The following is a 26,653-nucleotide window of genomic DNA, read 5'->3' as shown; positions in this document are numbered from 1 at the left end:
TCCAGAAGGGGCCCCACCCTCCCTATTGGGTTCGAAACTTGAAGGCTTAGTCTCTGCATCGTTGAATTCACCTTCAGGTGCCTCACGTGGCACCACGAAGGGCGGCCCCCACCCCGGCAGCGCTGCCGGTGGCCCGAGGAGTACACGTGACCAGCACATCGAAGGCGCCCGACCCAGCCGCCGGCGCGGCGGCCCACCCCGAGCATCTCGGCCATGTCGTCTTCATCGCGGCGGCTGCCGCGATGGGCGGCTTCCTCTTCGGCTACGACAGTTCCGTGATCAACGGCGCCGTCGAGGCCATCCGCGACCGGTACGACGTCGGGTCCGCGGTGCTGGCCCAGGTCATCGCCGTCGCCCTGATCGGCTGCGCCATCGGCGCCGCGACCGCCGGGCGCATCGCCGACCGCATCGGCCGCATCCGCTGCATGCAGATCTCCGCGGTCCTCTTCGTGGTCAGCGCCATCGGCTCCGCCCTGCCCTTCGCGCTGTGGGACCTCGCCATGTGGCGGGTGGTCGGCGGCTTCGCCATCGGCATGGCCTCGGTGATCGGCCCCGCCTACATCGCCGAGGTCTCCCCGCCCGCCTACCGCGGCCGGCTCGGCTCCTTCCAGCAGGCCGCGATCGTCGTCGGCATCGCCGTCTCGCAGCTCGTCAACTGGGGCCTGCTCAACGCCGCCGGCGGGGACCAGCGCGGTCGGCTGATGGGCCTGGAGGCGTGGCAGGTCATGCTCGGCGTCATGGTCGTCCCGGCCGTGCTGTACGGGCTGCTCTCCTTCGCGATCCCCGAGTCGCCCCGCTTTCTCGTCTCGGTCGGCAAGCACGAGCGCGCCCGGCGCGTCCTCGCCGAGGTCGAGGGCGACCGGGCCGACCTGGACGCCCGGGTCGCCGAGATCGAGACCGCGATGCACCGCGAGGAGAAGTCGTCCTTCAAGGACCTCCTGGGCGGCACCTTCTTCTTCAAGCCGATCGTCTGGATCGGCATCGGCCTGTCGGTCTTCCAGCAGTTCGTCGGCATCAACGTCGCGTTCTACTACTCCTCGACGCTGTGGCAGTCGGTCGGCGTCGACCCGACCGACTCGTTCTTCTACTCGTTCACGACGTCGATCATCAACATCGTCGGCACCGTGATCGCGATGATCTTCGTGGACCGCGTCGGCCGCAAGCCGCTCGCCCTGATCGGCTCGGTCGGCATGGTCGTCGGCCTCTCGCTGGAGGCGTGGGCCTTCTCCTACGACCTCGTCGACGGCAAGCTCCCCGCGACGCAGGGCTGGGTCGCCCTGGTCGCGGCCCACCTGTTCGTGCTCTTCTTCGCCCTGTCCTGGGGCGTCGTGGTCTGGGTCTTCCTCGGCGAGATGTTCCCGAACAAGATCCGCGCCGCCGCCCTCGGCGTCGCCGCCTCCGCGCAGTGGATCGCCAACTGGGCCATCACCGCGAGCTTCCCGTCCCTGGCCGACTGGAACCTCTCCGGCACGTACGTGATCTACGCGATCTTCGCCACGCTCTCCATCCCGTTCGTCCTCAAGTTCGTCACGGAGACGAAGGGCAAGGCGCTGGAGGAGATGGGGTAGGCGACGCCCGCCGGCCCGGGGAGGCGGGCCCCGTCCCCGCAGCCCGCCTCCCCGTACGAACCGCCGCCCCGCCCGGTCGCCGACCGGACCGGGCGGCGGTTCGGATTCCGCGGCCGGCCCGCCGCGCGCAACCGGGGTCAGGAGCCCCGGACGGCCACCGGCTCACGAGGCTCCGCGGAGGCCGCACCGGCAGCACCGGCTGCACCGGCCGCGGGGGTCGCGGGGGTCGCGGCCGGCGCCGGGAGGCGCACCGGGGGCTTCGGCAGCACCACGTACAGCAGACCGGAGATCACCACCGTGGCGACCCAGCCGAGGCCGTACTCGCCGACGACGTTGTTCGCGGCGAGCGGGCCCGTGAACCAGTCCGACGAGGTGAACATCAGCCCGGCCGCCAGCCCCAGCGCCCAGGCCGCGACCGCGGCGGGCGAGAACCCGCCCCGGTACCAGTAGGCGCTGGTGCGTCCGGTGTCGGCGAGGGCCGCGCCGTCGTACTCCCGGCGCCGCAGCATGTCCGCGCCGAAGACGCCGACCCACGCCGAGAAGGCGACCGCCAGCAGCGACAGGAAGGCGATGAAGGAGCCCATGAAGCTGGTCGCCGCCAGCATCAGCACCCCGCCGAAGACCAGCGAGATCACCGCGTTGACCGAGACCGCCCAGTGCCGCTCGACCGTGAAGCCCAGGGTCTGCGCGGTGAAGCCCGCCGAGTACATCGACATCGAGTTGATCAGCAGCATCCCGATCAGCGCGGTCAGCAGGTACGGCACCGCGAGCCAGACCGGCAGGATCTCGCCGAGGAAGGAGACCGGGTCGGCGGCCGAGGCCAGGCCCGGCGTGGAGACCGCCATGACCGCGCCCATCAGCACCATCGGCAGGACGACGATGCCCGCGCCGCCGACCGTGACGCCCACGATCCCCTTCGCGGAGGCGGTGCGCGGCAGGTAGCGGGTGAAGTCGGGCGAGGACGGTATCCAGCTCACGCCGCCCGCCGCGATCAGCCCGATCCCCGTGATCACCGACGCCACCGGACCCGCCGGCCGGTCGAAGACCGCCGACCAGTCGGTGTGCACGACGAGATACCCCAGCACCAGCACCGAGAAGACGCCGAAGAGGTACGTGGCGTACGTGTTGCACCTGCGGAGCGCGTGGATGCCGAGCCCCGAGATCGCGAAGGTGCCCAGGACGAAGGCGAGCAGCATCACCAGATCGAGCACGGCGTTGCGGCGGATTCCGAAGAGGACGTCCAGGACGGTCAGCACCGCGTAGGCGCCGGTCACCGCGTTGATCGTCTCCCAGCCCCAGCGGGCGACCCAGATCAGCGCGCCCGGCAGCAGATTGCCCCGCTGCCCGAACACGGCCCGCGACAGCGCCATGCCCGGCGCCCCGCCCCGCTTGCCGGCGATCCCGATCAGCCCCACCAGCCCGTACGAGATGACGGGGGCGGCCAGGGCGACGACGACGGCCTGCCAGAAACCGAGGTGGTAGGCGACGACGAGGCTCGCGCCCATCGTGAGCAGCAGCACACTGATGTTGGCGCCGACCCAGGTGGGGAAGAGGTCGCGGATGCGGGCGGTGCGCTCGTGGTCGGGCACCTGCTCGATGCCGCGGGTCTCCAGGGCGCCGTCGGTCCGGGCGGTCTTGCTCATAGGGGGGTCCGTGCCTCGATCGTGGGGGAGAGGGAGGGGTCGGGGACTCTACGCGCGTCGACGGAGCCTCTTCCATCGTACTTTGGTCCGACTCGTTCCTTCCAGTGGCCTTTGTCTCTCGGAGGAAGGTACAAGCGGAGCGTCTCGGGAGCCATGACTGATACTGGACGGGTTATGGACATCGTCATCCTTGCTGTAGTCATCGCCGTGGTCGTGATCGGCGCGCTCGGCGGGCTCGTCGTCGGCAGCCGGCGCAAGAAGAAGCTGCCGCCGCCACCCGCCACGCCCGACATCACCGCCCCTCCGGCCGAGCCGCACGTCGGCGACGAGGCCGAGACACCGCGCGACGAAACGCGCCGGACGATAGAGGAGGTCGACCTTCCGGACGGTGGCGGAGCCCCCGCCGCCGTCGAGGAGCCGCCCGTCGTCGAAGAGCTCGAAGTCCCTCCGATCGAGGTCCCCGAGCCCACCGCCGGCCGACTGGTCCGGCTCCGTGCCCGTCTCTCCCGTTCGCAGAACGCGCTCGGCAAGGGGCTGCTCACGCTGCTCTCGCGCGAGCACCTGGACGAGGACACCTGGGAGGAGATCGAGGACACGCTGCTCACCGCCGACGTCGGCGTGCTGCCCACCCAGGAACTGGTCGAGCGGCTGCGCGAGCGGGTCAAGGTGCTCGGCACCCGCACCCCCGAGGAACTGCGCACCCTGCTCCGCGAGGAGCTGGTCACCCTGGTCGGCCCCGAGATGGACCGGCAGGTCAAGACCGAGCCCGAGACCGGGAAACCGGGCGTCGTGATGGTCGTCGGGGTCAACGGCACCGGCAAGACCACCACCACCGGCAAGCTGGCCCGGGTCCTCGTGGCCGACGGATGCACCGTCGTCCTCGGCGCCGCCGACACCTTCCGCGCCGCCGCCGCCGACCAGTTGCAGACCTGGGGTGAGCGGGTCGGCGCCCACACCGTGCGCGGCCCGGAGGCGGGCGACCCCGCCTCCGTCGCCTTCGACGCGGTGAAGGAGGGCAAGGAGATCGGCGCGGACGTCGTGCTGATCGACACCGCCGGCCGGCTGCACACCAAGACCGGCCTCATGGACGAGCTGGGCAAGGTCAAGCGGGTGGTGGAGAAGCAGGCCCCGCTCGACGAGGTGCTGCTCGTCCTGGACGCCACCACCGGGCAGAACGGCCTCATCCAGGCCCGGGTCTTCTCCGAGGTGGTGGACATCACGGGCATCGTGCTGACCAAGCTGGACGGCACGGCCAAGGGCGGCATCGTGATCGCCGTCCAGCGCGAACTGGGCGTGCCGGTCAAGCTGATCGGGCTCGGGGAGGGCGCGGACGACCTGGCGCCGTTCGAGCCGGGGGCGTTCGTGGACGCCCTGATCGGCGACTGAACCGCCCGCCGGACCAGGCCCGCCCGCCGGACCAGACCCGCGCGCGAGGAAGCGCCCGCCCCCGAGGTGCAGTCGGGGACGGGCGCTTCGTCATGGGGCGGGCGGCCGGGCGCCCGGCCGCCGGGCGGGGCGGGCCGCTACGCCCAGCAGCGGTGGGCCACGTACGCCAGGGTGCCCAGCAGCAGCCGGGCCGCCGGGGGGCGGGTCGTCGAGTCGAGCGCCGGGGGCCGCAGCCAGCGGGCCGGGCCCTGGCCGCCCCGGTCGGAGGGCGGCGCCGTCAGGTACGTACCCGGGCCGAGGCCGCGCAGGTCGAGGGCGGACGGGTCGTCCCAGCCCATCCGGTACAGCAACCGGGGCAGTTCGGCCGCGGCGCCGGGGGCGACGAAGAACTGCGCGCGGCCCTGCGGGGTCACGGCGACCGGACCGAGCGGCAGACCCATGCGCTCCAGCCGCGCCAGCGCCCGCCGCCCGGCGGCCTCGGCCACCTCGATCACGTCGAAGGTCCGCCCCACCGGCAGCATCACCGCCGCCCCCGGGAACCGCGCCCACGCCGCGCCCGCCTCGCCCAGCGTCGAGCCGGCCGGCACCTCCGGGGCGAAGTCCAGCGGATGCGCACCCGGCGCCGGACACTCCCGCCGGCCGCAGGAGCAGGCGCCCGCGGCGGCCCGCGCCCCCGGCACGACGTCCCAGCCCCAGAGTCCGGTCAACTCGGCCACGGCCGTGCACTCCGAGGTGCGTCCGCGGCGCCGCGCGCCGGACCGGATGTCGCGCATCGCCCGACTGCTGCCGATCGTGAAGCCCATGCCCCCTCCAACGGTCCGACGCGGCGTCGGTTACGCAGCGGACGCGAAACGTGACTCTCTGTACTCCAACTCCCCGGTGTGGCGCGGTTCATGCAGCGCCCGGAAGCGCGTCCGGTGGTGTGCTTGGCGGTGTGCGCCCCGGCGTGCATCCTTGCACCGACTCCCGGTTGGCCTGTGTCAAGTCAACCGTGGGCAGCCTGAGGGGTGTTCATTCGAAGGGGTGGCGAATGGTGGCGTTTCTGGAATCCCCATGGCTGGACGGGTGATCGTAGGATTACTTTGAGTGCACGACGCCTTGGGGCACATGCACGGCAGGGTATGCCGGAGGCAAGTCGATCCCCTGTTCGAAGGGTGACGAACACCGGACAGAGGGTCGCCGACACCGGCATTCTGATAAGGCTTGGCGCACTCGGCGACAGGTGGTCTCAGGGATGGGGGCGTTCCAGTGAGCGGCAACGGCGGAAGCGGGACGAGCGCGGGGAGTCCTACGCCCGCTGAGAAGCGCCCCAACGAGCTGCTCACCTCGTGGTTCGTACGCAGCGGCTGGTCCAAGGGCGAGCTGGCCCGGCAGGTGAACCGCCGCGCGCGCCAGCTCGGCGCCAACCACATCTCCACCGACACCTCGCGGGTACGCCGCTGGCTCGACGGCGAGAACCCGCGCGAGCCGATCCCGCGCATCCTCTCCGAACTGTTCTCCGAGCGGTTCGGCGTCGTCGTCGCCGTGGAGGACCTGGGCCTGCGCACCACCCGCCCCACCCCCTCCACGACCGGCGTCGACCTGCCCTGGACCGGCCCCCAGACCGTGGCACTGCTCAGCGAGTTCTCCCGCAGCGACCTGATGCTGGCCCGGCGCGGCTTCCTCGGGACCTCGCTGGCCCTGTCCGCGGGCCCGTCCCTGATCGAGCCCATGCAGCGCTGGCTGGTCCCCTCGCCACCGGTCCCCGCCGAGCCCGACCCCCTCTCCGCCGAGCACCCGCGCGGCCGGCTCTCCGCGCCGGAGCTGGACCTGCTGGAGTCCACCGCCGTGATGTTCCGGCGCTGGGACGCCCAGTGCGGCGGCGGACTGCGGCGCAAGGCGGTCGTCGGCCAGCTCCACGAGGTCACCGACCTGCTCCAGGAGTCCCAGCCGGACGCCATCCGCGCCAAGCTGTTCAAGGTCGCCGCCGAACTCGCCGAACTGGCCGGCTGGATGTCGTACGACGTCGGCCTCCAGCCCACCGCGCAGAAGTACTTCGTCCTCGCCCTGCACGCCGCCAAGGAGGCCGGGGACCGGCCCCTCGGCTCGTACATCCTCTCCAGCATGAGCCGGCAGATGATCCACCTCGGCCGGCCCGAGGACGCGCTGGAGCTGATCCACCTCGCGCAGTACGGCAGCCGGGACTGCGCGAGCCCCCGCATCCAGTCGATGCTGTACGCGATGGAGGCCCGCGCCTACGCCAACATGGGCCAGCCCGGCCGGTGCAAGCGGGCCGTCCGCATGGCCGAGGACACCTTCACCGACATCGCCGAGTGGGACGAGCCGGACCCGGACTGGATCCGCTTCTTCTCCGAGGCCGAACTGCACGGCGAGAACTCCCACTCCTTCCGCGACCTCGCCTACGTCGCCGGCCGCAGCCCCACCTACGCCTCCCTCGCCGAACCACTGATGAGCCGGGCCGTCGAGCTGTTCGCCCAGGACGAGGAGCATCAGCGGTCCTACGCGCTCAACCTGATCGGCATGGCCACCGTCCACCTGCTGCGCCGCGAGCCCGAGCAGAGCACCGTGCTCGCCGCCGAGGCCATGGCCATCGCCAAGAAGGTCCGCTCCGAACGCGTCAACACGCGTATCCGCAAGACCGTCGACACCGCCGTACGCGACTTCGGCGACCTCGGCGAGGTCATCGACCTCACCGAACGGCTCGCCATCGAACTCCCGGAGACCGCCGAGGCGGTCTGACCCCACCCCCAGACCCCGGCCGCGGCCGGCCCTCCCGAACTGCCCGACTCGGCTCCCCCATGCCAGTCATTCGGAAGGCCGGACGCGGCCGGCTCGCGTCCGCCCCGGCCGCCACCCGCCGGTTCACCGGGGCGTAACACCCACGGCACCTTCGTCACCCGCGCGAAACCGCGCGGGGCGCCCGCCGAAACGGCGCCACGTCACGCTCGTGACACGCGGCGGCCCGCATCCGCCGGGCTCCGCCCGCTCGGGCCGCACCAACGACGAGGAGGCGCCGATGGCCCCCGCCACCCCACTCGCCGCGGACACCCCCGCGCTCTCGCCCGCCAACACCGGCTTCATGCTCGTCTGCACCGCCCTGGTGATGCTGATGACGCCCGGCCTGGCCTTCTTCTACGGCGGCATGGTCCGGGTCAAGAGCACCCTCAACATGCTGATGATGAGCTTCGTCAGCCTCGGCATCGTCACCGTCCTGTGGGTGCTCTACGGCTTCTCCCTCGCCTTCGGCACCGACACCGCGGGCCTCATCGGCTGGAACCCCCACTGGCTCGGCCTCAGCGGCATAGGCCGCACCGACCTCTGGGACGGCACCACCATCCCGGTGCTCGTGTTCCTGGTGTTCCAGATGATGTTCGCGGTGCTCACCCCGGCCCTGATCAGCGGCGCCCTCGCGGACCGCGTCAGGTTCGGCGCCTGGGCCCTCTTCGTCGCCCTGTGGGCCACCGTCGTCTACTTCCCGGTCGCCCACTGGGTCTGGGGCGCGGGCGGCTGGGCCTACCGCCTCGGCGTCATCGACTTCGCCGGCGGCACCGCCGTCCACGTCAACGCCGGTGCCGCCGCCCTCGGCGTGATCCTGGTGATCGGCAAACGGGCCGGCTTCGGCACCGACCCGATGCGCCCGCACAACCTGCCGCTGGTCATGCTCGGCGCCGGGCTGCTCTGGTTCGGCTGGTTCGGCTTCAACGCCGGGTCCTGGCTCGGCAACGACGACGGCGTCGGCGCCCTCATGTTCGTCAACACCCAGGTCGCCACCGGCGCGGCCGTGCTGGGATGGCTCGCCTACGAGAAGCTCCGGCACGGTGCCTGCACCACCCTCGGAGCGGCCTCCGGCGCCGTCGCGGGCCTCGTCGCCATCACCCCCTCGGGCGGCGCGGTCTCCCCGCTCGGCGCGCTCGCCATCGGCGTCTGCGCCGGCGTGCTCTGCGCCCTCGCCGTCGGCCTGAAGTACCGGCTCGGCTACGACGACTCCCTCGACGTCGTCGGCGTCCACCTCGTCGGCGGCGTCCTCGGCTCCCTGCTCGTCGGCCTCCTCGCCACCGGCACCGGCCAGTCCGACGTCGCCGGCCTCTTCTACGGCGGCGGACTCGGCCAGTTCTGGAAGCAGTGCGCCGGCGTCCTCGCCGTCCTCGCCTACTCCCTCGTCGCCTCCGCCCTCCTCGCCCTCCTCCTCGACCGGACGATCGGCATGCGCGTCGCGCGGGAGGCGGAGGAGAGCGGTATCGACGGCACCGAACACGCCGAGACCGCCTACGACTTCAGCGGGGCCGGCGGCGGCGCCGGCCGTACGCCCTCGGCACCGGACGCCCCGGCCGCCGAACGGGCCCGGACCGGGAAGGTGACCGCGTGAAGCTCATCACCGCCGTCGTCCGCCCGCACCGGCTCGACGAGGTCAAGAACGCCCTCCAGGCCCTCGGCGTGCACGGCCTCACCGTCACCGAGGCCCGCGGCCACGGCCGGCGCCCCGGCCACACCGAGGTCTACCGGGGCGCCGAGTACACCGTCGACCTGACGCCCAAGGTCCGTATCGAGGTCCTGGCCGCCGACGAGGACGCCGGGCGGTTGATCGACGCCGTCGTCACCGCCGCCCGCACCGGCACGCTCGGCGACGGCAAGGTCTGGTCCGTCCCGGTCGACACGGCCGTACGGGTCCGGACGGGGGAGAGGGGGGTGGAGGCGCTCTGATCCCGGGGGGCGCTTCCAGGGGGGCGTTCCGTGCAGGGGAGAGGTGCGGTCCCGTCCGCCGCAGGGCGTGTCGCCCGTGGAACCCCGGAGCATGGCCGCCCGCCTGCCCGGCGCGCGGGCGGACCGTCCAGGGCGGACGGTCCAGCGCCGACCGTCCCGGACGGACCTCGCCCGCGGGGGCCGAATCGCTTGCGGGGCCCGATACCCTGGAAGACGCTCAGACTGCCGCCGACCCCGAGGACCGACGCCGCCGTGTTCGATACTCTCTCCGATCGCCTCTCAGCCACGTTCAAGTCCCTCCGGGGCAAGGGCCGGCTCTCCGAGGCGGATATCGACGCCACGGCCCGCGAGATCCGCATCGCGCTCCTCGAAGCGGACGTGGCCCTCCCGGTCGTCCGGGCGTTCATCAAGAGCGTCAAGGAGCGCGCCCTCGGGGTCGAGATCTCCAAGGCCCTCAACCCGGCGCAGCAGTTCATCAAGATCGTCAACGACGAGCTGGTCACCATCCTCGGCGGCGAGACCCGCCGGCTGCGCTTCGCCAAGCAGCCCCCGACCGTGATCATGCTCGCCGGCCTCCAGGGCGCGGGCAAGACCACCCTCGCGGGCAAGCTCGGCCGCTGGCTCAAGGAGCAGGGCCACTCCCCGCTGCTGGTCGCCTGCGACCTCCAGCGCCCCAACGCGGTCAACCAGCTCAGCGTCGTCGCCGAGCGGGCCGGCGTCGCGGTCTACGCGCCCGAGCCGGGCAACGGCGTCGGCGACCCGGTCAAGGTCGCCAAGGACTCCATCGAGTTCGCCAAGGCCAAGGTCCACGACCTCGTCATCGTGGACACCGCCGGCCGCCTGGGCATCGACCAGGAGATGATGCGGCAGGCCGCGGACATCCGCGACGCGGTCTCGCCCGACGAGATCCTCTTCGTCGTCGACGCGATGATCGGCCAGGACGCCGTCAACACCGCCGAGTCGTTCCGCGACGGCGTCGGCTTCGACGGCGTGGTCCTGTCCAAGCTGGACGGCGACGCGCGCGGCGGTGCCGCCCTCTCCATCGCCTCCGTGACCGGCAAGCCGATCATGTTCGCCTCCAACGGCGAGAAGCTGGAGGACTTCGACGCCTTCCACCCGGACCGGATGGCTTCCCGCATCCTCGACATGGGTGACCTGCTCACCCTGATCGAGCAGGCGGAGAAGACGTTCAGCCAGGAAGAGGCCGAGAAGATGGCCTCCAAGCTGGCGTCCAAGAAGGGCCAGGACTTCACCCTGGACGACTTCCTGGCCCAGATGGAGCAGGTCCGCAAGATGGGCTCGATCTCCAAACTGCTCGGCATGCTGCCGGGCATGGGCCAGATCAAGGACCAGATCGGCAACCTCGACGAGCGGGACGTCGACCGCACCGCCGCGATCATCAAGTCGATGACCCCCGGCGAGCGCCAGGACCCGTTGATCATCAACGGCTCCCGCCGCGCCCGTATCGCCAAGGGCTCCGGTGTCGAGGTCAGCGCGGTGAAGAACCTGGTCGAGCGGTTCTTCGAGGCCCGCAAGATGATGTCCCGCATGGCCCAGGGCGGCGGCATGCCGGGGATGCCGGGCATGCCCGGGACGGGCGGCGGCCCCGGCCGGCAGAAGAAGCAGCAGAAGAAGGCCAAGGGCAAGCAGCGCTCCGGCAACCCGATGAAGCGCAAGCAGCAGGAGCAGGAGGAGGCCGCCCGCCGGGCCGCCGCGGCGCAGAGCGGGGGCGCCCTCGGGCTGCCGCAGCAGGGCGCCCAGGACTTCGAGCTGCCGGACGAGTTCAAGAAGTTCATGGGCTGACCCGCCGCACCCGGGCGGATGATCCCGGGCCGTGCCGTCTGGAGGCCGCCTCCTCCAGACGGCCGTCCTCACCTCTGACGGCCTCACCTCTGCGTCCTCACCTCTGGCGGGGCCTCGGCCGGACGGGCGGCCGACGGCACCGCCCCGTACCGCCGCGCCCTCGCCGCTGACCAAGGTCGACCAGGTCAAGGTCCCCGTGCGGTGCGCCCGGCTTCCCCGTCCGCCGGGAGACTCCCGGTCCGCCGCGCCGCCCAGAGGCGCGGACCCCTGCCGGGCCCCTCATCCGTCCGGGTGGCGAGAAGTCGTCGTCCGGTCACCCGCCCGGCCGGTACGGGGCACCGGGCGGCCCGGTCCCGGGCCCGGCACCGGATGGCCGGAACACGGTGCCCGACCGTGACAGTGGGTCGACAGCGCGCCGCGGCGGCGCCCGTACGGCGCTTTCGGCCAGGGCCCGCACCGCCGACGCGCGGGCCACGGACGCGGAGCACCGGGCTCCGGACACCGGTGGCCGAGAAAGGCGGGCCGGGTGCGCACACCGACGGCGCACCCGGTAGCCTCGCGCCCGTCGGCGCGCTGGGGGGTGCTCGGGAGTGCAGGGGGATGCACAGGGGTGTACGGGGGTGCGCGGGGCACGCTTGCCGGGATGCCGTCCGTCCGCCGCGACACCGGCCGAAACCAGACTTGCGTGAACGCGGAGCGTCCGTACCCCGGCGCGTGGACAGGGCGTACGCGCCCGCGCGTACGCCGGACTACGCACCGACTTGCCACCAGGTGGGAGGCTTCTCCGCAGATCAGCGCACCCGCCCTCGTCGGGACGCATCAGCGGCAACTGACGGGTACGTGCAAATTATTTGGGATGGCCCGGAATAGGAACACAGCGGCACCCCGGCTCGTTGTCATTACGTGAGCACGACACCACCTGTTCTCGCCGCAGAGCTGGCGCAGGCGTGGGCCGACATTCAGCGGTACCACCCCGAGCTGCCGGATCTTGCCGCGCCGGAGTCCCTGATCGGGGAGTCGTCGTCCGCCTGCGGACACGAACTCTCCTTCGAGCGACTGCTCCATGAGGCAGTCCACGGCATCGCCGCAGCCCGGGGAGTGCGTGACACCTCCCGAGCCGGCCGCTACCACAACCGACGATTCCTGGCCATCGCCGAGGAGATGGGCCTCGACCACCCCGAGGAACCGCATCCCAGCAGCGGTTTCTCGCTGGTCACGCTCACCCCCGAGGCGAAGCGCCGCTACCGCCCGACGATGGAACGCCTCCAGCGCGCGCTGAAGGCCCACTCCGCCGCGACCTCGGCCGACTCCGCCCGCAGCTTCCGCGGGCCGGCCGCCCGGCACGGCTCCTCCGGCGGAGGGGTACGCGTCAAGGCGGTGTGCGACTGCGGACGCAATGTCCGGGTCGTGCCGTCGGTCCTCGCCCAGGCGCCCATCATGTGCGGCGGCTGTGGCAAGCCCTTCCGCATCCCGGAACCGGTCGGCGCCGCCGCGGGCTGACGGCCCGGCTGCTCGTGGCAGCCGGACCGCCGGCCGGCGGCGAAGGAGGCGTCCGGGCCGGTCACGACCGTGCCCGGACGCGCTCCGGGCTGCCCGGACGCCCGCGTCCACACCCCCCGAGCGGGTGTGGCAGAATGGCGAGCTGTACTCGACAGCCGAACAGGACCCCTCTCTCCTCCGGCTGACGCGTCCGTCGGGCACTCGGGTACCGCAACCCCACGCGGCATCCCGCCGTGCCCCACCACGTCAATTCCAGGAGAACCCACTCCCGTGGCAGTCAAGATCAAGCTGAAGCGTCTGGGCAAGATCCGTTCGCCTCACTACCGCATCATCGTCGCCGACTCGCGCACCCGCCGTGACGGCCGGGCCATCGAGGAGATCGGCAAGTACCACCCGACGTACAACCCGTCGGTGATGGAGGTCGACGCCGAGCGCGTGGCGTACTGGCTCGGCGTCGGCGCCCAGCCGACCGAGCCCGTGCTCGCCATCCTCAAGAAGACCGGCGACTGGCAGAAGTTCAAGGGCGAGCCCGCCCCGGCGCCGCTGCTCGTGGCGGCCGAGAAGCCGGCCCGTCCCGTCTTCGAGTCCCTCGGCGGCGACGACGCCGGCAAGGGCGAGGCCATCACCCAGAAGAAGAAGGCCGACAAGAAGGACGAGGCCGAGTCCTCGTCTGAGTCGACCGGGGCCTGAGCATGCTCGAGGAGGCTCTCGAGCACCTCGTGAAGGGCATCGTCGACAACCCCGACGATGTGCAGGTGGCCTCGCGCAATCTGCGTCGCGGGCGCGTCCTCGAAGTCCGGGTCCATCCGGACGACCTCGGCAAGGTGATCGGCCGTAACGGCCGGACCGCCCGCGCGCTGCGCACCGTCGTGGGCGCCATCGGCGGTCGCGGTGTCCGCGTCGACCTCGTCGACGTCGACCACGTCCGCTGACGTTTCACAGCACCGGCTCGGGCCGGGGAGGGCCATCGGCCGTCCCCGGCCCGTCGTCGTCCGAGCCGTGACCGGCTCCCCGCAGTTCCGACAGGAGATCAGCACAGTGCAGCTCGTAGTCGCCCGCATCGGCCGCGCCCACGGCATCCGGGGCGAGGTCACGGTCGAGGTCCGCACCGACGAACCCGAGCTGCGGCTCGGCCCCGGTGCCGTGCTGACCACGGACCCCGCCGCCGTCGGCCCGCTCACCATCGAGACCGGCCGCGTGCACAGCGGGCGCCTCCTGCTGCGCTTCGAGGGCGTCCACGACCGCGACGGCGCCGAGGCCCTGCGCAACACCCTCCTCATCGCCGAGGTCGACCCGGACGAACGCCCCGAGGACGAGGACGAGTATTACGACCACCAGCTCATCGACCTCGACGTCGTGACCGTCGACGGCGAAGAGGTCGGGCGCGTCACCGAGATCTCCCACCTGCCCACGCAGGACCTCTTCATCGTGGAACGCCCCGACGGCACCGAGGCCCTCGTGCCCTTCGTCGCCGAGATCGTCACCGAGATCGACCTGGAGCGCCAGCGGGCCGTCATCGACCCGCCGCCCGGCCTCATCGACGACCGCGCCGAGATCGCCTCCGCCCGGGACGCCGGGGAGGACCAGGCGTAATGCGGCTCGACGTCGTCACGATCTTCCCCGAGTACCTGGAACCGCTCAACGTCTCCCTCGTGGGCAAGGCCCGCGCCCGCGGACAGCTCGACGTGCACGTGCACGACCTGCGCACCTGGACCCACGACCGCCACCACACCGTCGACGACACCCCCTACGGCGGCGGCCCCGGCATGGTCATGAAGACCGAGCCCTGGGGGGAGGCGCTGGACACCGTCCTGGCCGACGGCTACGAGGCCGGCCACGGGCGGCCCGCCCTCATCGTCCCCACCCCGAGCGGCCGGCCCTTCACCCAGGACCTCGCCGTCCGCCTCTCCGAACAGCCCTGGCTGATCTTCACCCCCGCCCGCTACGAGGGCATCGACCGCCGGGTCGTCGACGAGTACGCCACCCGAATGCCGGTCCACGAGGTGTCCATCGGCGACTACGTGCTGGCCGGCGGCGAGGCGGCCGTCCTCGTCGTCACCGAGGCCGTCGCCCGGCTGCTGCCCGGCGTCCTCGGCAACGCCGAGTCCCACCGCGACGACTCCTTCGCCCCCGCCATGGCCGGCCTCCTGGAGGGGCCCGTCTACACCAAGCCGCCGCTCTGGCGCGGCCGGGACATCCCCGACGTGCTGCTCAGCGGACACCACGGCAAGATCGCCCGCTGGCGCCGCGACGAGACCCTGCGGCGCACCACCGCCCACCGGCCCGACCTCATCGAGCGGTGCGCGCCGGACGCCTTCGACAAGAAGGACCGCGAGATGCTCTCCATCCTGGGCTGGCAGCCCGACCCCGAAGGGGAGCGCACCGGCCGATTTTGGCGCAGGACCGAAGACGTGGAAGAATAGGCCGCTGTTGTGCGCAGGTCCGGCGCTCGCCCCTGCCACAGGGGGAGCCGACGCACGCCCCGACCCGCACCATCACGATCCGTCAATCTAGTGCCGTTGATGACCTGTGGCATCAACGAAGAAAGCAGACGAAATGTCTCACCTGCTCGACTCCGTCGACGCCGCGTCGCTGCGCAGCGACGTCCCGGCCTTCCGCCCCGGCGACACCGTCAACGTCCACGTGCGCGTCATCGAGGGCAGCCGCTCCCGCGTGCAGCAGTTCAAGGGTGTCGTCATCCGCCGCCAGGGCGCCGGCGTCCGCGAGACCTTCACGGTCCGCAAGGTCTCCTTCTCCGTCGGCGTCGAGCGCACCTTCCCGGTGCACACCCCGATCGTCGAGAAGATCGAGCTGGTCACCAAGGGCGACGTCCGCCGCGCCAAGCTGTACTACCTGCGCGAGCTGCGCGGCAAGGCCGCGAAGATCCGCGAGAAGCGCGAGAGCTGAACGCACTGAGGGGTCCGTGACCGGGCCGGATAGCATCTGGCCCCGATGGACACCGACGCAGAACGCACGGAGCGCGACCGCTCCTCCCGCCCCGCCGGCACCGAGCACCCCTCGGCCCCGCAGGGCCCGGAGGAACGGTCGCGTTCCGCGTTCGCCACGAGCCTCGCGGAGTGGGTGCCGGGCGGGCGGTTCACCCTCGCCCTGCTGGCCTTCCTGGTCCTGCTGCTGCTCGTCAGCACCTTCGTGCTCAAGCCGTTCCAGATTCCCAGCGGCTCCATGGAGCGGGGATTGAGGATCGGGGACCGGGTTCTCGTAAACAAGGTGGCGTACGGTTTCGAAGGGCTGCCGAGGCGGGGCGACATCGTCGTCTTCGACGGCACCGGGACCTTCGGGCACGGCGACTACATCAAACGCGTTGTCGGTGTGGGCGGTGACCACGTGGTCTGCTGCGACAAGGAGGGGAGGGTCCAGGTGAACGGCGTGCCCGTCGACGAGTCGGCCTTCCTGTACCCGGGCGACAGCCCCTCCACCGTGCCCTTCGACGTCGTCGTCCCCGACGGCGCCCTCTTCGTCCTCGGCGACCACCGGGGCGAGTCCAGCGACTCCCGCGACCACCTCGGCTCCCCGGGCGGCGGCATGGTCCGTACCGACGACGTGATCGGCCGCGCCGACTGGATCGTCTGGCCCTTCGCCCACGCCACCCGCCTCGACCGCCCCGACGCCTACGCGCGCGTACCGGCCGCCGAGGGCAGCGATGGGTAGCCGGGGCAAGCCGCGCAACACGCCCAGCAGCCCCGCCGAGGACCTGCTGCCCACCGGCTTCCGGCGGGCCTCCTCCGGCGGCGGACGCTCCCGTACCGAGCGCCGCAAGCTCCAGCGCAAGGTCAAACGGCGCCGCAGGCGCAGCGCCGTCAAGGAGATCCCGCTCCTCATCGGGGTCGCCGTCCTCATCGCCCTGGTCCTCAAGACCTTCCTCGTCCAGGCTTTCGTCATCCCGTCCGGCTCCATGGAGCAGACGATCCAGATCGGCGACCGCGTCCTGGTCGACAAGCTCACCCCGTGGTTCGGCTCCCGGCCCGAGCGCGGGGACGTCGTGGTCTTCCGCGACCCCGGCGGCTGGCTCCAGGGCGAGCAGACCGCCAAGAACGACGATCCCGTCGTCGTCAAACAGGTCAAGGAGGGCCTCGCCTTCATCGGCCTGCTCCCCTCCGACGACGAGAAGGACCTCATCAAGCGGGTCGTCGGCGTCGGCGGAGACCGCGTCACCTGCTGCGACGTCCAGGGCCGGATCACCGTCAACGGCGTACCGCTGACCGAGAGCGACTACCTCTACCCGGGCGACCGCCCCTCCACGACCCCGTTCGACGTCACCGTCCCCGAGGGCCGGCTGTGGGTGATGGGCGACCACCGGTCCAACTCGGCCGACTCCCGCGCCCACCAGGACACCGACTTCGGCACGGTCTCCGAGGACGGGGTGGTGGGCCGGGCCATGGTGATCGCGTGGCCCTTCGGCCACTGGACCACCCTGGACGAGCCGAAAACGTTCACGACCGTGTCCGACGCGGACTCCGGACCGGCCGCCGCCGCGCCGCTGTCGCATAGGGTTGCCTCCTACGGCCCGAACGCGATGGTGCAACTCCCGATCCCTGCGGAACTCCCGCTCGTTATGGGAGTGGTGGGCCTGCGCCGGGCACGGGGCAGGCGGTGGCAGAGAGTGAGGAGTTGGCGTGGGCGATGTGGCGGTTGGCGCGCGGTCCGGACACGACGGCGAGGAGGACCGCGGACGCCCCGGGGAGACGGCCGGCCCGACCGCGCACCGATCCTCGGCCTCCGGGCACGACGCCGGGACGACGGAGGACGGCACGCGAGTGGACGGACACGGCGGCAGCGCTGAGCGGGGCGAGGGCGGAGCCGCCCACGCGGCCCCTCCGGCGGCCAGGAAGCAGCGCTCCTTCTGGAAGGAGCTGCCGATCCTCATCGGCATCGCCCTGGTCCTCGCACTGCTGATCAAGACCTTCCTGGTGCAGGCGTTCTCGATCCCGTCGGCCTCGATGCAGAACACCCTCACCGAGGGCGACCGGGTCCTGGTGGACAAGCTCACCCCGTGGTTCGGCTCCGAGCCGGAGCGCGGCGAGGTCGTCGTCTTCCACGACCCGGCGGACTGGCTGGCGGGCGAGCCGACGCCCGAGCCGAACGCCCTCCAGACGGTGCTGAGCTGGATCGGCCTGATGCCGTCCGTGGACGAGAAGGACCTGATCAAGCGGGTCGTCGGCGTCGGCGGCGACACCGTCGAGTGCGAGGGCACCGGCCCGGTCCGGGTCAACGGCCTGGCGCTGAACGAGCCGTACGTCTACCCCGGCAACACCCCGTGCAGCGTCGACGACCAGGGCGGCCAGTTCAAGGTCAAGGTCCCCGAGGGCTTCCTCTGGGTCATGGGCGACCACCGGCAGAACTCCCGTGACTCGCGCTACAACCGCGCGGACCGCAACGGCGGCATGGTCCCGGTCAAGGAGGTCGTCGGCCGCGCCATCGTCAAGGCATGGCCGATCAACCACTGGGGCACCCTCCCGATCCCCGACACCTACGACCAGAGCGGGCTGAAGAACCAGTCGGCGCCGGCACTCACGCCGGGCGTCGCGCTGACCGTCGCCCCCCAGGGCGTGGCCCTCGCCGGAGCGGTCCCCTTCGTGCTGTGGCGACGCCGGCGGATCGCCTCGGCCGAGACACGCTGAGAGGTGCGTCTGCCGGGGGTTTCGGCCCCGGGTGGGGGCGGTCCCCGGGGCGCGGCCCTGGGTGGGTGCGGCGGTCCCTGGGCGCGGCTCTGGATGCGGGTGAGTCATCGCGGCCCCGGCCGCCCGGCTTCCGGTTCTCCGGACGGCCGGGTGTGCCGGGGTCGTCGTCTGTCCGTGGACCGTCCGGCAGTCTGTCCGTGGACCGTCCGGCATGCCCCGTCCATCGTCGGGGGCGGTCCATCGTCCGGGCCGGCATTTCGGCTGTTGTCTGCCCGTCGTCGCGTCCGCTGTTTGCCCGTCGTCCGTCCGTCGTCCGCCCGCCGCGTTGGGCCCGAGCGGCCGGGGAAGGGGCTGCCCCGTCCCGGTACCGGCGGGTAAGGTGCGGGTCCATGGGTGGCGAGAGCACGACACACACGGCCCGGCGGGGGCCCGGCCCCGGCACCCCGGCCGGCAGCCGGACCGGGCAGCGGCTGTCCGGGCTGGTCGTGGCGCTGGGCACGGTGCTGTTCCTCGGCGGTTTCGCCTGGGGAGCGGTGGTGTACCGGCCGTACACGGTGCCGACCGGTTCGATGACGCCGACGATCCACGCCGGTGACCGGGTGCTGGCGCAGCGCGTCGACGGCGCCGACGTCCGCCGTGGCGACGTGGTCGTCTTCAAGGACGCCACCTGGGCCGACGCCCCGATGGTCAAGCGCGTGGTCGCCGTCGGCGGGGACACCGTCACCTGCTGTCAGGAGGGCCGGCTGAAGGTCAACGGCAAGGTGATCGACGAGACCTACCTGACCGCCGGGACACCGGCCGAGATCACCGGCTTCCCCACCGTCACCGTGCCCGAGGGGCGCCTCTTCCTGCTCGGCGACGAACGCGGCGGCTCCCTCGACTCCACCGCCCACCTCACGGACGCGGCCGGCGGCACCGTCGCCCGCTCCGCGGTGGACGCCCGGGTCGACGCCGTCGTCTGGCCCATGGACGGCATGCTGGAACGGGCCTCCGGCTTCGAGGCGCTCGGCCCGCTCTCCACGCCGGGACCGCTGCGGACGGTCCTCACCGTGATCGCGGCCGGGGCGGTGCTGATCTTCGCCGGTGCGGCGTACGGACCCGTCGCCCAGCGGCTCGCCGCCTCCCGCGCCCGGTCCGCGACGGAGCCCGCCGATGTCCGCTGAGACCGTGCCGGACACGGAGGCCGCGGGCCTGCGCAGGGTGGCGCGGGTCGTCCTGCTCGACCCGCGGGACCGCATCCTGCTGCTCCACGGACACGAACCGGACGATCCGGCCGACGACTGGTGGTTCACCCCCGGCGGCGGTGTCGAGGGCGACGAGACCCGCGAGCAGGCCGCCCGCCGCGAACTGCGCGAGGAGACCGGGATCACCGACGTCGAGATGGGGCCGGTGCTGTGGCGGCGCACCTGCTCCTTCCCGTTCGCCGGCCGCCGCTGGGACCAGGACGAGTGGTACTACCTGGCCCGCACGACCCAGACCACGACCGTCGCCGCCGGCCTGACCGAGCTGGAACGGCGCAGTGTCGACGGAGCACGCTGGTGGACGTGTCGGGAACTGGCTCGTGCCCATGAGACGGTGTATCCGACCAGACTCGCCGAGCTGCTGCGCACACTGCTCGACGAAGGTCCCCCGGCCGGGCCGGTGACCCTGGACACCGAAATCGTCTAGGGCGCGCGGACCTGACGCACAATGGTGGGATCGCACGGCTGAAGGGGAACATGCCATGAGCGCCGAGGACCTCGAAAAGTACGAGACCGAGATGGAGCTGAAGCTCTACCGGGAGTACCGCGATGTCGTCGGTCTGTTCAAATACGTGATCGAGACAGAGCGCCGATTTTATCTCACCAACGACTACGAGATGCAGGTGCACTCGGTCCAGGGCGAGGTGTTCTTCGAGGTCTCCATGGCCGACGCCTGGGTCTGGGACATGTACCGGCCGGCCCGGTTCGTGAAGCAGGTACGCGTCCTCACGTTCAAGGACGTGAACATCGAGGAGCTGAACAAGAGCGACCTCGAACTCCCCGGCGGTTGAAACCCCGACGACGGTCACACAGGCGGGTGACGAAGTTGTCCACAATCCGCTGACCGTCCACCAAGATCCAACAGCGGCGCGGGCCGCCCCCATCGTTGGCACCGGAGGTGGTGCCGACAATGAACGCACGAGACGCGATGGGCAGGTACGGCGAATCCCTCGCCGCCCGCCGGCTGACCGAGGCCGGGATGACCCTCCTGGAGCGCAACTGGCGCTGCGGCAGGACCGGCGAGATCGACATCGTCGCCCGGGACGGAGACGTCCTGGTCGTCTGCGAGGTCAAGACCCGCAGGGGCGGCTCCTTCGAGCACCCCATGGCCGCGGTGACACCCACCAAGGCACGGCGGCTGCGCACCCTCGCCGAACACTGGGTCCACACCCACGGCGGAGCCCCGCCCGGCGGCGTCCGCATCGACCTGGTGGGCGTGGTCCTCCCGCCCCGCGGAGCACCCGTCGTCGAACACGCCCGGGGGGTGGCGTGATGGGATTCGCCCGCACCTGCTCGGTGGCCCTCATGGGCGTCGAAGGCGTCGTCGTCGAGGTCCAGGCCGACCTGGAACCCGGCGTCGCCTCCTTCACCCTGGTCGGCCTGCCCGACAAGAGCCTCACGGAGAGCCGCGACCGGGTCCGGGCGGCGGTGGTCAACTCCGGAGCCGAATGGCCGCAGAAGAAGCTCACCGTCGGCCTCAGCCCGGCCTCCGTCCCCAAGAGCGGCAGCGGCTTCGACCTCGCCGTCGCCGCAGCCGTCCTCGGCGCCACCGAACGCGTCGACCCCCGGCTGCTCGCCGACATCGTCATGATCGGAGAGCTGGGCCTGGACGGACGGGCCCGACCCGTCCGCGGCATCCTCCCGGCGGTCCTCGCCGCGGCCGACGCCGGCTACGAACAGGTGGTCGTCCCCGAGAGCGCCGCCGCCGAAGCCTCCCTCGTCCCCGGCGTCTCCGTCCTCGGCGTGCGCAGCCTGCGCCAGCTCATCGCCGTCCTCGCCGACGAACCCGTACCCGAGGAGGAAGCGGACCGCCAAGGCCGCCCCGACCCGCTGCTCGCCGGACTGCGGATGCCCGGCACCGGCGCCGCCACCGGCGCGCACAGCCCCGCCGAACTGGGCCACGACCTCGCCGACGTCGTGGGCCAGGCATCGGCCCGCACCGCCGTCGAGGTCGCCGCCGCCGGCGGACACCACCTCTTCCTCGAAGGCCCACCGGGCGCGGGCAAGACCATGCTGGCGGAACGGCTCCCCGCCGTCCTGCCCCGGCTCACCCGCCCGGAGTCCCTGGAGGTCACCGCCGTCCACTCCCTGGCCGGCCTGCTGCCTCCGGGCAAACCCCTGATCGACACCGCCCCCTACTGCGCGCCCCACCACTCGGCCACGATGCAGTCCCTCGTCGGCGGCGGCCCGGGTGTCGCCCGCCCCGGCGCCGTCTCCCTCGCCCACCGCGGCGTGCTCTTTCTGGACGAAGCACCCGAATTCAGCAGCCACGCGCTCGACGCCCTACGCCAGCCGCTGGAGTCCGGACACGTCGTCATCGCGCGCAGCGCGGGAGCGCCCGCTTCCTCATGGTCCTCGCCGCCAACCCCTGCCCCTGCGGACGCTTCACCCAGAGCGACGACCAGTGCGAATGCCCGCCCTCGATGATCCGCCGCTACCAGGCCCGGCTCTCCGGCCCACTCCTCGACCGGGTCGACCTGAGAGTCGAGGTGGACCGCGTCACCCGCGCCGAACTCACCGCCACAGGCACCCGGGGCGACTCCACCGCGACCGTCACCGACCGGGTCCGCGCCGCCCGCGAGCGCTCCGCCGCCCGTCTCGCCGGCACCCCGTGGCACAGCAACAGCGAGGTCCCCGGACGCGAGCTGCGCACCCGCTGGCGTGTGGCGCCGGGCGCGCTCGACGAGGCGGAGCGCGGCCTCGAACGGGGCCTTCTCACCGCCCGCGGCCTCGACCGGGTCCTGCGCGTCGCCTGGACCGTGGCCGACCTCGTCGGACACGACCGCCCGGACCCCGCCGACGTCGCCCTCGCCCTCCAGCTCAGGACGGGTGTGCCACGGGGCGTGCCGATGCTGCTGGGGGCGGGGACGTGACCGGCGGGGGAGCGGAGCGCAGCGACGGGCGTGCCGAGCGGGATGCTGAAGCCTGGGGCGGTGGTGGCGGCTGCGGCGGTGGTGGCGGTGGTGGTAGCGGTGCGGCTGGTGAGGAGCGTACGGGGGTGCCGGGCGTGGAGCACGGGCGTACGGGCGTGAACGGGGGAGCGCCGCCGGGCGGGGGTGTGCCTGCCGGCCCTTGTGCAACGGGTGGGTCCGACGAGCTGCCCGGGTTCGGCGGGCTGCCGGGGTCCGATGGATCTCAGGGCTCGGGTGGGTCTCCGGGCTTGGGTGGCTCTCCGGGACCAGCCGGATCTCCGGGCTTGGGTCGACCTCCGGGCTCGGGCGGATCTCCGGGCTCGGGTGGGCCTCCCCCCTCGTACAGTGCGCCGTCGTCCCGGGAGGAGCCGCCCGACGGGGGCCCCGAGGAGGAGACAGGGGAGAGGGAGACGCTCGGCCGGATCTTCCTTACCCGGGTCCTCGAACCCGGCGACGAGACCGGCGGGTGCTGGGTGAGGGAACTGGGTGTCACGGAAGTCGTCCGGCGCCTGCGCGAAGGCGGCCCCGCCCTGCCCGGGGCCGGCGAGAAACGCTGGGCCGGGTTGCGTGCCCGCGCCGTCCGGGCCGACCCCTGCCAGGACCTCGCCGTCGCCCGGACGGCGGGCGTACGGTTCGTGCCGCCCGGCACGGCGGAGTGGCCCCGGCAACTCGACGACCTGGGCGACGCCCGCCCCCTGGGCCTGTGGGTTCGCGGCCTGCCCAGCCTGCGGATGTGGGCGCTGCGCTCGGTGGCCGTCGTCGGCGCCCGCGCCTGCACCGCCTACGGCGCCCACATGGCCGCCGAAATCGCCGCCGGCCTCACCGAACGCGGCTGGGTCGTCGTCTCCGGCGGGGCCTACGGCGTCGACGGCGCCGCCCACCGGGGCGCCCTCGGGGCCGGCGGCGCCACCGTGGCCGTCCTCGCCTGCGGAGTCGACCGCCCCTACCCGCCCGGACACACCCGCCTGATCACCAGGATCGCCGAACAGGGCCTGGTCATCGGCGAACTCCCACCCGGCGACCACCCCACCCCCAGCCGCTTCATCCTCCGCAACCGGGTGATCGCCGCGCTCACCCGCGGCACCGTGGTCGTCGAAGCCGCCCTCCGCAGCGGCTCCCTCGTCACCGCACGCGCCGCCCAGCGCCTGGGCCGGCACACCATGGGCGTCCCCGGACCCGCCACCAGCGCGCTCTCCGCCGGAGTGCATGCGATGCTGCGCGGAGGCGCCGACCTCGTCACCGACGCCGCCGAGATCGTCGAGCAGGTCGGTGCCATGGGCGAACTCGCCCCCGACCGGCGCGGTCCCGTTCTCCCCACCGACCTGCTCGACCCCCGTACCCGCCAGGTCCTCGCCGGACTCCCCGCCCGGGGCGCCGGAACGGCGGACGAGATCGCCCGCCGGGCACAGACCACCCAGGACGACGCCGTCGCCAGGCTGTACGAGCTTCGAGCACTTGGGTACGTCGAACGACACAGCGACGGCTGGAAGTTGACACGCCAAACGACGATCTCCGTGCACGAGGGCCGAAGTCCGCGCTGACCGAGCGTGTTCGGCCGTCCGGGGTAACCCCTACCCCCTTGGGAATTCCCGAAGTTGAGGTAGTCGAGTGATCGCGCAGAGTGATCATCGTCCCCTCTTCGGAGCATTCAGCGGAACGTATCTGCATACCGCTGCGACCCGCCCTTCGCGCACCGCGACAGCTCAGTCACGCTACGCTCACGAGGGCCCCCGCACAGACGGGCACCAACCGGACAGTGGACCGGCAGCCTCCATCGGCTCCCCACACACGATCACGGCAGAACGGCACAAGGCGACGAATGCCCCAGCACACCTCCGGGTCCGACAGGGCGGCGATCCCCCCGGCCGCCCGAGACGGTGGCGGCGTGCGCCCGCCCGCTCCCTCGACGCTCGACGAGTTGTGGCGGTCGTACAAGGAGACGGGAGACGAGCGGCTGCGGGAACAGCTCATCCTCCACTACTCGCCCCTCGTCAAATACGTGGCGGGCCGGGTCAGCGTCGGGCTGCCCTCCAACGTCGAGCAGGCGGACTTCGTCTCCTCCGGAGTCTTCGGACTGATCGACGCGATCGAGAAGTTCGACGTCGACCGGGAGATCAAGTTCGAGACCTACGCGATCACCCGCATCCGCGGCGCGATGATCGACGAACTACGCGCACTGGACTGGATTCCCCGCTCGGTACGGCAGAAGGCACGCCACGTCGAGCGCGCCTACGCCACCCTGGAGGCGAGACTGCGCCGCACCCCCTCGGAAGGCGAGGTGGCCGGCGAGATGGGCATCGCGGTCGAGGATCTCCATGCGGTTTTCAGCCAGTTGTCGCTGGCCAACGTGGTGGCACTGGAGGAACTGCTGCACGCCGGGCAGGAGGGCGGTGGCCGGCTCAGCCTCATGGACACCCTGGAGGACACCGCCGCCGACAACCCGGTCGAAGTGGCCGAGGACCGGGAACTGCGCCGCTTCCTCGCCCGCGCGATCAACACCCTGCCCGAACGGGAGAAGACGGTCGTCACGCTCTACTACTACGAGGGCCTCACACTCGCCGAGATCGGCAATGTGCTCGGAGTCACCGAGAGCCGGGTCAGCCAGATCCACACCAAGTCCGTACTCCAGCTCCGCGGGAAACTGGCCGGATTCGCGCGCTGAAGCGCCCCGGACGGCCGACGAACCGGACCGCTCCGCCACCCGGTCGGCGGGCGTGCGCCCGGTGGCCGACTCCCATACCGGCAGTCACCTCCGTACAGTGGAAGGCGTGCCAAGGATTCGAGCGGCCTCCGTGGCCGAGCACCGGTCGATGCAGCGTGCCGCCCTGCTGGACGCGGCACGCTCCCTGCTGTCCCACGGCGGTACCGACGCCCTGACCTTCCCCGCCCTCGCCGAGCGGACGGGTCTCGCCCGGTCCTCCGTCTACGAGTACTTCCGATCGCGGGCCGCGGTCGTCGAGGAACTCTGCGCGGTCGACTTCCCCGTCTGGGCGGCGGAGGTCGAGGCCGCCCTGGCCCAGGAGGCCACACCCGAGGGCAAGGTCGAGGCGTACGTACGCAAGCAGCTCGCCCTCGTCGGCGACCGCCGGCACCGGGCCGTCGTGGCGATCTCCGCCAGCGAACTGGACGCCGGGGCGCGCGAGAAGATCCGGGCGGCCCACGGCGGGCTCATCGCGATGATCGTCGAGGCGCTGGCCCAGATGGGCCACGCCCAGCCGCGACTGGCGGCGATGCTCCTCCAGGGTGTCGTGGACGCGGCCGTGCGCCGGATCGAACTGGGCGCCGCCGAGGAGCCCGAGACGATCACCGAGGCCGCGGTCTCCATGGCCCTGCGTGGCGTACGGGGCTGACCCGGCCGCGCCGGGGCCCGGTGCGGCCCGGCGTCACGGCGTACCCGAGGGCCGGTCGTCGTCCGGTCGAGGAAGGGGTACGCCGAGCACCGGCAGCAGCCGCGACGGACCCCCGTCGAGCAGCCACGGCGGCAGGAGTGAGAGCGGGTTCAGATAGACCTCGCCCCGCAGCAGGCCCCAGTGCAGGCAGCCCGCGCAGTGCGGCCCCACCGGCTCCAGCGCGCCCAGTACGTCACCGGCCGCCACCTCGTCGCCGCGCCGCACGGACGCGGCCACCGCGAGGTACGTCGTCCGCAGCGGCGGATCGCCCGTACCGGCCAGCTCCACGGAGACGACGCCCCAGCCACCCACCCGGCCCGCGAAGGACACCCGCCCGGCAGCCACCGCCCGCACCGGCGAGGACGGCGCGGCGGCGAGGTCGACACCGCGGTGCCCCGGACCGTAGGGCGTCGCCGGCGGCTCCCAGCCCCGTACCACCGCCGGCCGGTACCCCACCGGCCAGTTCCGGGCGAGGGCGGGGACGTCGGGGGCGGGGACGTCGGAGGTGGGGACGTCCGGGACGGTCGCGTCGAGGGCGGTGGCGTCGGCGGGAGCGATGAGCCCGACCCCGACCGGCGTGGCCGTCACAAGGGGGGCCACCCCCGCCCCCACCCCCTCCCCCCTCCCCTCCACCACCCCCACCCCCGGCGCCATCACCCCCGGCACCACCAGCCCCCACGCCCCCAGCCACGCCCCGGCCCGCACACCCGCCCGGGGCCGCACACCCGCCCGGGGCCGCGCGGCCGATCCGGCGCGCACACCACCCCGCGCCCCCGAACCCGCCCGCGCACCCACCCGTACCGGCACCCGGCCCCGCACCCCCGCCCAACCCTCAACCCGCCCCGGCACCGGCACCCGCCCCGGCACCGGC

At 72.5% G+C, this 26,653-nt stretch carries 24 protein-coding genes and 3 pseudogenes; 24 read left to right on the top strand and 3 right to left on the bottom strand.

The window, feature by feature from the left end:
- Positions 1–146 precede the first annotated feature (146 nt).
- Entirely contained in the window at positions 147–1,568 is a 1,422-nt protein-coding gene (locus J5Y05_RS15840; RefSeq protein WP_210872866.1) for a sugar porter family MFS transporter, read from the top strand.
- 137 nt (positions 1,569–1,705) lie between these two features.
- Here the strand turns inward: J5Y05_RS15840 and J5Y05_RS15835 are convergent, their stop codons facing one another.
- The gene (locus J5Y05_RS15835) at positions 1,706–3,211 is read right to left on the bottom strand and encodes a cytosine permease (RefSeq protein WP_210872864.1); all 1,506 of its coding nucleotides are present in this window, start codon (positions 3,209–3,211) and stop codon (positions 1,706–1,708) included.
- A 174-nt stretch (positions 3,212–3,385) separates the two neighbouring features.
- Between J5Y05_RS15835 and ftsY the strand changes: the two genes are divergently transcribed.
- On the top strand, positions 3,386–4,597 hold the full coding sequence (ftsY, locus tag J5Y05_RS15830) for a signal recognition particle-docking protein FtsY (protein ID WP_210872863.1): 1,212 nt from the start codon (positions 3,386–3,388) through the stop codon (positions 4,595–4,597).
- Between the two features lie 137 nt (positions 4,598–4,734).
- On the opposite strand, the gene J5Y05_RS15825 is transcribed toward ftsY, so the two are convergent.
- The gene (locus J5Y05_RS15825) at positions 4,735–5,400 is read right to left on the bottom strand and encodes a bifunctional DNA primase/polymerase (RefSeq protein WP_210872861.1); all 666 of its coding nucleotides are present in this window, start codon (positions 5,398–5,400) and stop codon (positions 4,735–4,737) included.
- A 445-nt stretch (positions 5,401–5,845) separates the two neighbouring features.
- Here J5Y05_RS15825 and nsdA point away from each other — a divergent pair, with 445 nt between their 5' ends.
- The 21 genes and pseudogenes from nsdA (at position 5,846) to J5Y05_RS15720 (ending at position 25,743) form a co-directional block, all read left to right on the top strand.
- Complete coding sequence (gene nsdA / locus J5Y05_RS15820; protein ID WP_210872859.1) at positions 5,846–7,336, top strand: transcriptional repressor NsdA; 1,491 nt, start codon at positions 5,846–5,848, stop codon at positions 7,334–7,336.
- A gap of 277 nt (positions 7,337–7,613) precedes the next feature.
- Positions 7,614–8,963, top strand: coding sequence for an ammonium transporter (locus J5Y05_RS15815; RefSeq protein WP_210872856.1), 1,350 nt, complete (start codon positions 7,614–7,616; stop codon positions 8,961–8,963).
- A complete protein-coding gene (locus tag J5Y05_RS15810; protein WP_210872854.1) occupies positions 8,960–9,298 on the top strand; it encodes a P-II family nitrogen regulator in 339 nt (112 codons plus the stop codon). The genes J5Y05_RS15815 and J5Y05_RS15810 overlap by 4 nt, the downstream gene beginning before the upstream one ends.
- A 252-nt stretch (positions 9,299–9,550) precedes the next feature.
- Positions 9,551–11,101 carry a signal recognition particle protein gene (gene ffh / locus J5Y05_RS15805; protein ID WP_210872851.1) on the top strand — a complete coding sequence of 517 codons (1,551 nt, stop codon included), beginning with the start codon at positions 9,551–9,553 and terminating at the stop codon, positions 11,099–11,101.
- 903 nt (positions 11,102–12,004) lie between these two features.
- The gene (locus tag J5Y05_RS15800) at positions 12,005–12,601 is read left to right on the top strand and encodes a hypothetical protein (protein WP_210872849.1); all 597 of its coding nucleotides are present in this window, start codon (positions 12,005–12,007) and stop codon (positions 12,599–12,601) included.
- A gap of 270 nt (positions 12,602–12,871) precedes the next feature.
- A complete protein-coding gene (gene rpsP, locus J5Y05_RS15795; RefSeq protein ID WP_210872847.1) occupies positions 12,872–13,291 on the top strand; it encodes a 30S ribosomal protein S16 in 420 nt (139 codons plus the stop codon).
- 2 nt (positions 13,292–13,293) lie between these two features.
- Complete coding sequence (locus J5Y05_RS15790) at positions 13,294–13,533, top strand: RNA-binding protein (RefSeq protein ID WP_003973401.1); 240 nt, start codon at positions 13,294–13,296, stop codon at positions 13,531–13,533.
- 106 nt (positions 13,534–13,639) lie between these two features.
- Positions 13,640–14,194 (top strand): ribosome maturation factor RimM, encoded by a 555-nt coding sequence (gene rimM / locus J5Y05_RS15785; RefSeq protein ID WP_210872845.1) that lies wholly within the window; start codon positions 13,640–13,642, stop codon positions 14,192–14,194.
- Entirely contained in the window at positions 14,194–15,024 is an 831-nt protein-coding gene (gene trmD / locus J5Y05_RS15780; protein WP_210872843.1) for a tRNA (guanosine(37)-N1)-methyltransferase TrmD, read from the top strand. Before rimM ends, trmD begins: the two co-directional genes overlap by 1 nt.
- A 133-nt stretch (positions 15,025–15,157) precedes the next feature.
- Positions 15,158–15,508 (top strand): 50S ribosomal protein L19, encoded by a 351-nt coding sequence (rplS, locus tag J5Y05_RS15775; protein WP_030421558.1) that lies wholly within the window; start codon positions 15,158–15,160, stop codon positions 15,506–15,508.
- Positions 15,509–15,553: 45 nt separating this feature from the next.
- A complete protein-coding gene (gene lepB / locus J5Y05_RS15770) occupies positions 15,554–16,270 on the top strand; it encodes a signal peptidase I (protein ID WP_210872841.1) in 717 nt (238 codons plus the stop codon).
- A pseudogene (gene lepB, locus J5Y05_RS15765) lies at positions 16,263–17,342 on the top strand (signal peptidase I); the annotation flags it as partial. The gene lepB (J5Y05_RS15770) and the pseudogene lepB (J5Y05_RS15765), both read left to right, overlap by 8 nt.
- A complete protein-coding gene (gene lepB / locus J5Y05_RS15760) occupies positions 17,236–18,240 on the top strand; it encodes a signal peptidase I (RefSeq protein ID WP_210872839.1) in 1,005 nt (334 codons plus the stop codon). The pseudogene lepB (J5Y05_RS15765) and the gene lepB (J5Y05_RS15760), both read left to right, overlap by 107 nt.
- A gap of 389 nt (positions 18,241–18,629) precedes the next feature.
- Positions 18,630–19,403, top strand: coding sequence for a signal peptidase I (gene lepB / locus J5Y05_RS15755; protein ID WP_210872837.1), 774 nt, complete (start codon positions 18,630–18,632; stop codon positions 19,401–19,403).
- Positions 19,393–19,908, top strand: a complete 516-nt coding sequence (locus J5Y05_RS15750) for an NUDIX hydrolase (RefSeq protein ID WP_210872835.1) — start codon at positions 19,393–19,395, stop codon at positions 19,906–19,908. The genes lepB (J5Y05_RS15755) and J5Y05_RS15750 overlap by 11 nt, the downstream gene beginning before the upstream one ends.
- A 55-nt stretch (positions 19,909–19,963) precedes the next feature.
- The gene (locus J5Y05_RS15745; protein WP_003965949.1) at positions 19,964–20,272 is read left to right on the top strand and encodes a DUF2469 domain-containing protein; all 309 of its coding nucleotides are present in this window, start codon (positions 19,964–19,966) and stop codon (positions 20,270–20,272) included.
- Positions 20,273–20,391: 119 nt separating this feature from the next.
- A complete protein-coding gene (locus J5Y05_RS15740) occupies positions 20,392–20,754 on the top strand; it encodes a YraN family protein (RefSeq protein WP_210872833.1) in 363 nt (120 codons plus the stop codon).
- Positions 20,754–22,354 (top strand): annotated as a pseudogene (locus J5Y05_RS15735) (YifB family Mg chelatase-like AAA ATPase). The gene J5Y05_RS15740 and the pseudogene J5Y05_RS15735 overlap by 1 nt, the downstream one beginning before the upstream one ends.
- A gap of 461 nt (positions 22,355–22,815) precedes the next feature.
- The gene (dprA, locus tag J5Y05_RS15730; RefSeq protein WP_307853972.1) at positions 22,816–23,934 is read left to right on the top strand and encodes a DNA-processing protein DprA; all 1,119 of its coding nucleotides are present in this window, start codon (positions 22,816–22,818) and stop codon (positions 23,932–23,934) included.
- A 278-nt stretch (positions 23,935–24,212) separates the two neighbouring features.
- Positions 24,213–25,055 (top strand): RNA polymerase sigma factor WhiG, encoded by an 843-nt coding sequence (gene whiG, locus J5Y05_RS15725; RefSeq protein WP_210872829.1) that lies wholly within the window; start codon positions 24,213–24,215, stop codon positions 25,053–25,055.
- Positions 25,056–25,185: 130 nt separating this feature from the next.
- Positions 25,186–25,743: a TetR/AcrR family transcriptional regulator gene (locus J5Y05_RS15720; RefSeq protein ID WP_210873753.1), complete on the top strand. Its 558-nt coding sequence runs from the start codon at positions 25,186–25,188 to the stop codon at positions 25,741–25,743.
- A 33-nt stretch (positions 25,744–25,776) separates the two neighbouring features.
- Here the strand turns inward: J5Y05_RS15720 and J5Y05_RS15715 are convergent, their stop codons facing one another.
- The gene (locus J5Y05_RS15715) at positions 25,777–26,370 is read right to left on the bottom strand and encodes a peptidoglycan DD-metalloendopeptidase family protein (RefSeq protein ID WP_307853931.1); all 594 of its coding nucleotides are present in this window, start codon (positions 26,368–26,370) and stop codon (positions 25,777–25,779) included.
- Here J5Y05_RS15715 and J5Y05_RS15710 point away from each other — a divergent pair.
- A pseudogene (locus J5Y05_RS15710) lies at positions 26,360–26,653 on the top strand (hypothetical protein); the annotation flags it as partial. The gene J5Y05_RS15715 and the pseudogene J5Y05_RS15710 overlap by 11 nt on opposite strands.

It is taken from the genome of Streptomyces tagetis (genome assembly GCF_018069565.1).
GTDB lineage: Bacteria > Actinomycetota > Actinomycetes > Streptomycetales > Streptomycetaceae > Streptomyces > Streptomyces tagetis.
This window is presented reverse-complemented; position numbering and strand designations above follow the sequence as displayed.

Excerpts from the sequence above, each read along its gene's own strand:
- J5Y05_RS15835 (WP_210872864.1), bottom strand. The coding sequence starts at position 3,211 with ATGAGCAAGACCGCCCGGACCGACGGCGCCCTGGAGACCCGCGGCATC.
- ftsY (WP_210872863.1), top strand. The coding sequence starts at position 3,386 with ATGGACATCGTCATCCTTGCTGTAGTCATCGCCGTGGTCGTGATCGGC.
- J5Y05_RS15825 (WP_210872861.1), bottom strand. The coding sequence starts at position 5,400 with ATGGGCTTCACGATCGGCAGCAGTCGGGCGATGCGCGACATCCGGTCC.
- J5Y05_RS15815 (WP_210872856.1), top strand. The coding sequence starts at position 7,614 with ATGGCCCCCGCCACCCCACTCGCCGCGGACACCCCCGCGCTCTCGCCC.
- J5Y05_RS15790 (WP_003973401.1), top strand. The coding sequence starts at position 13,294 with ATGCTCGAGGAGGCTCTCGAGCACCTCGTGAAGGGCATCGTCGACAAC.
- trmD (WP_210872843.1), top strand. The coding sequence starts at position 14,194 with ATGCGGCTCGACGTCGTCACGATCTTCCCCGAGTACCTGGAACCGCTC.
- rplS (WP_030421558.1), top strand. The coding sequence starts at position 15,158 with ATGTCTCACCTGCTCGACTCCGTCGACGCCGCGTCGCTGCGCAGCGAC.
- lepB (WP_210872841.1), top strand. The coding sequence starts at position 15,554 with ATGGACACCGACGCAGAACGCACGGAGCGCGACCGCTCCTCCCGCCCC.
- lepB (WP_210872837.1), top strand. The coding sequence starts at position 18,630 with ATGGGTGGCGAGAGCACGACACACACGGCCCGGCGGGGGCCCGGCCCC.
- J5Y05_RS15750 (WP_210872835.1), top strand. The coding sequence starts at position 19,393 with ATGTCCGCTGAGACCGTGCCGGACACGGAGGCCGCGGGCCTGCGCAGG.
- J5Y05_RS15745 (WP_003965949.1), top strand. The coding sequence starts at position 19,964 with ATGAGCGCCGAGGACCTCGAAAAGTACGAGACCGAGATGGAGCTGAAG.
- J5Y05_RS15740 (WP_210872833.1), top strand. The coding sequence starts at position 20,392 with ATGAACGCACGAGACGCGATGGGCAGGTACGGCGAATCCCTCGCCGCC.
- whiG (WP_210872829.1), top strand. The coding sequence starts at position 24,213 with ATGCCCCAGCACACCTCCGGGTCCGACAGGGCGGCGATCCCCCCGGCC.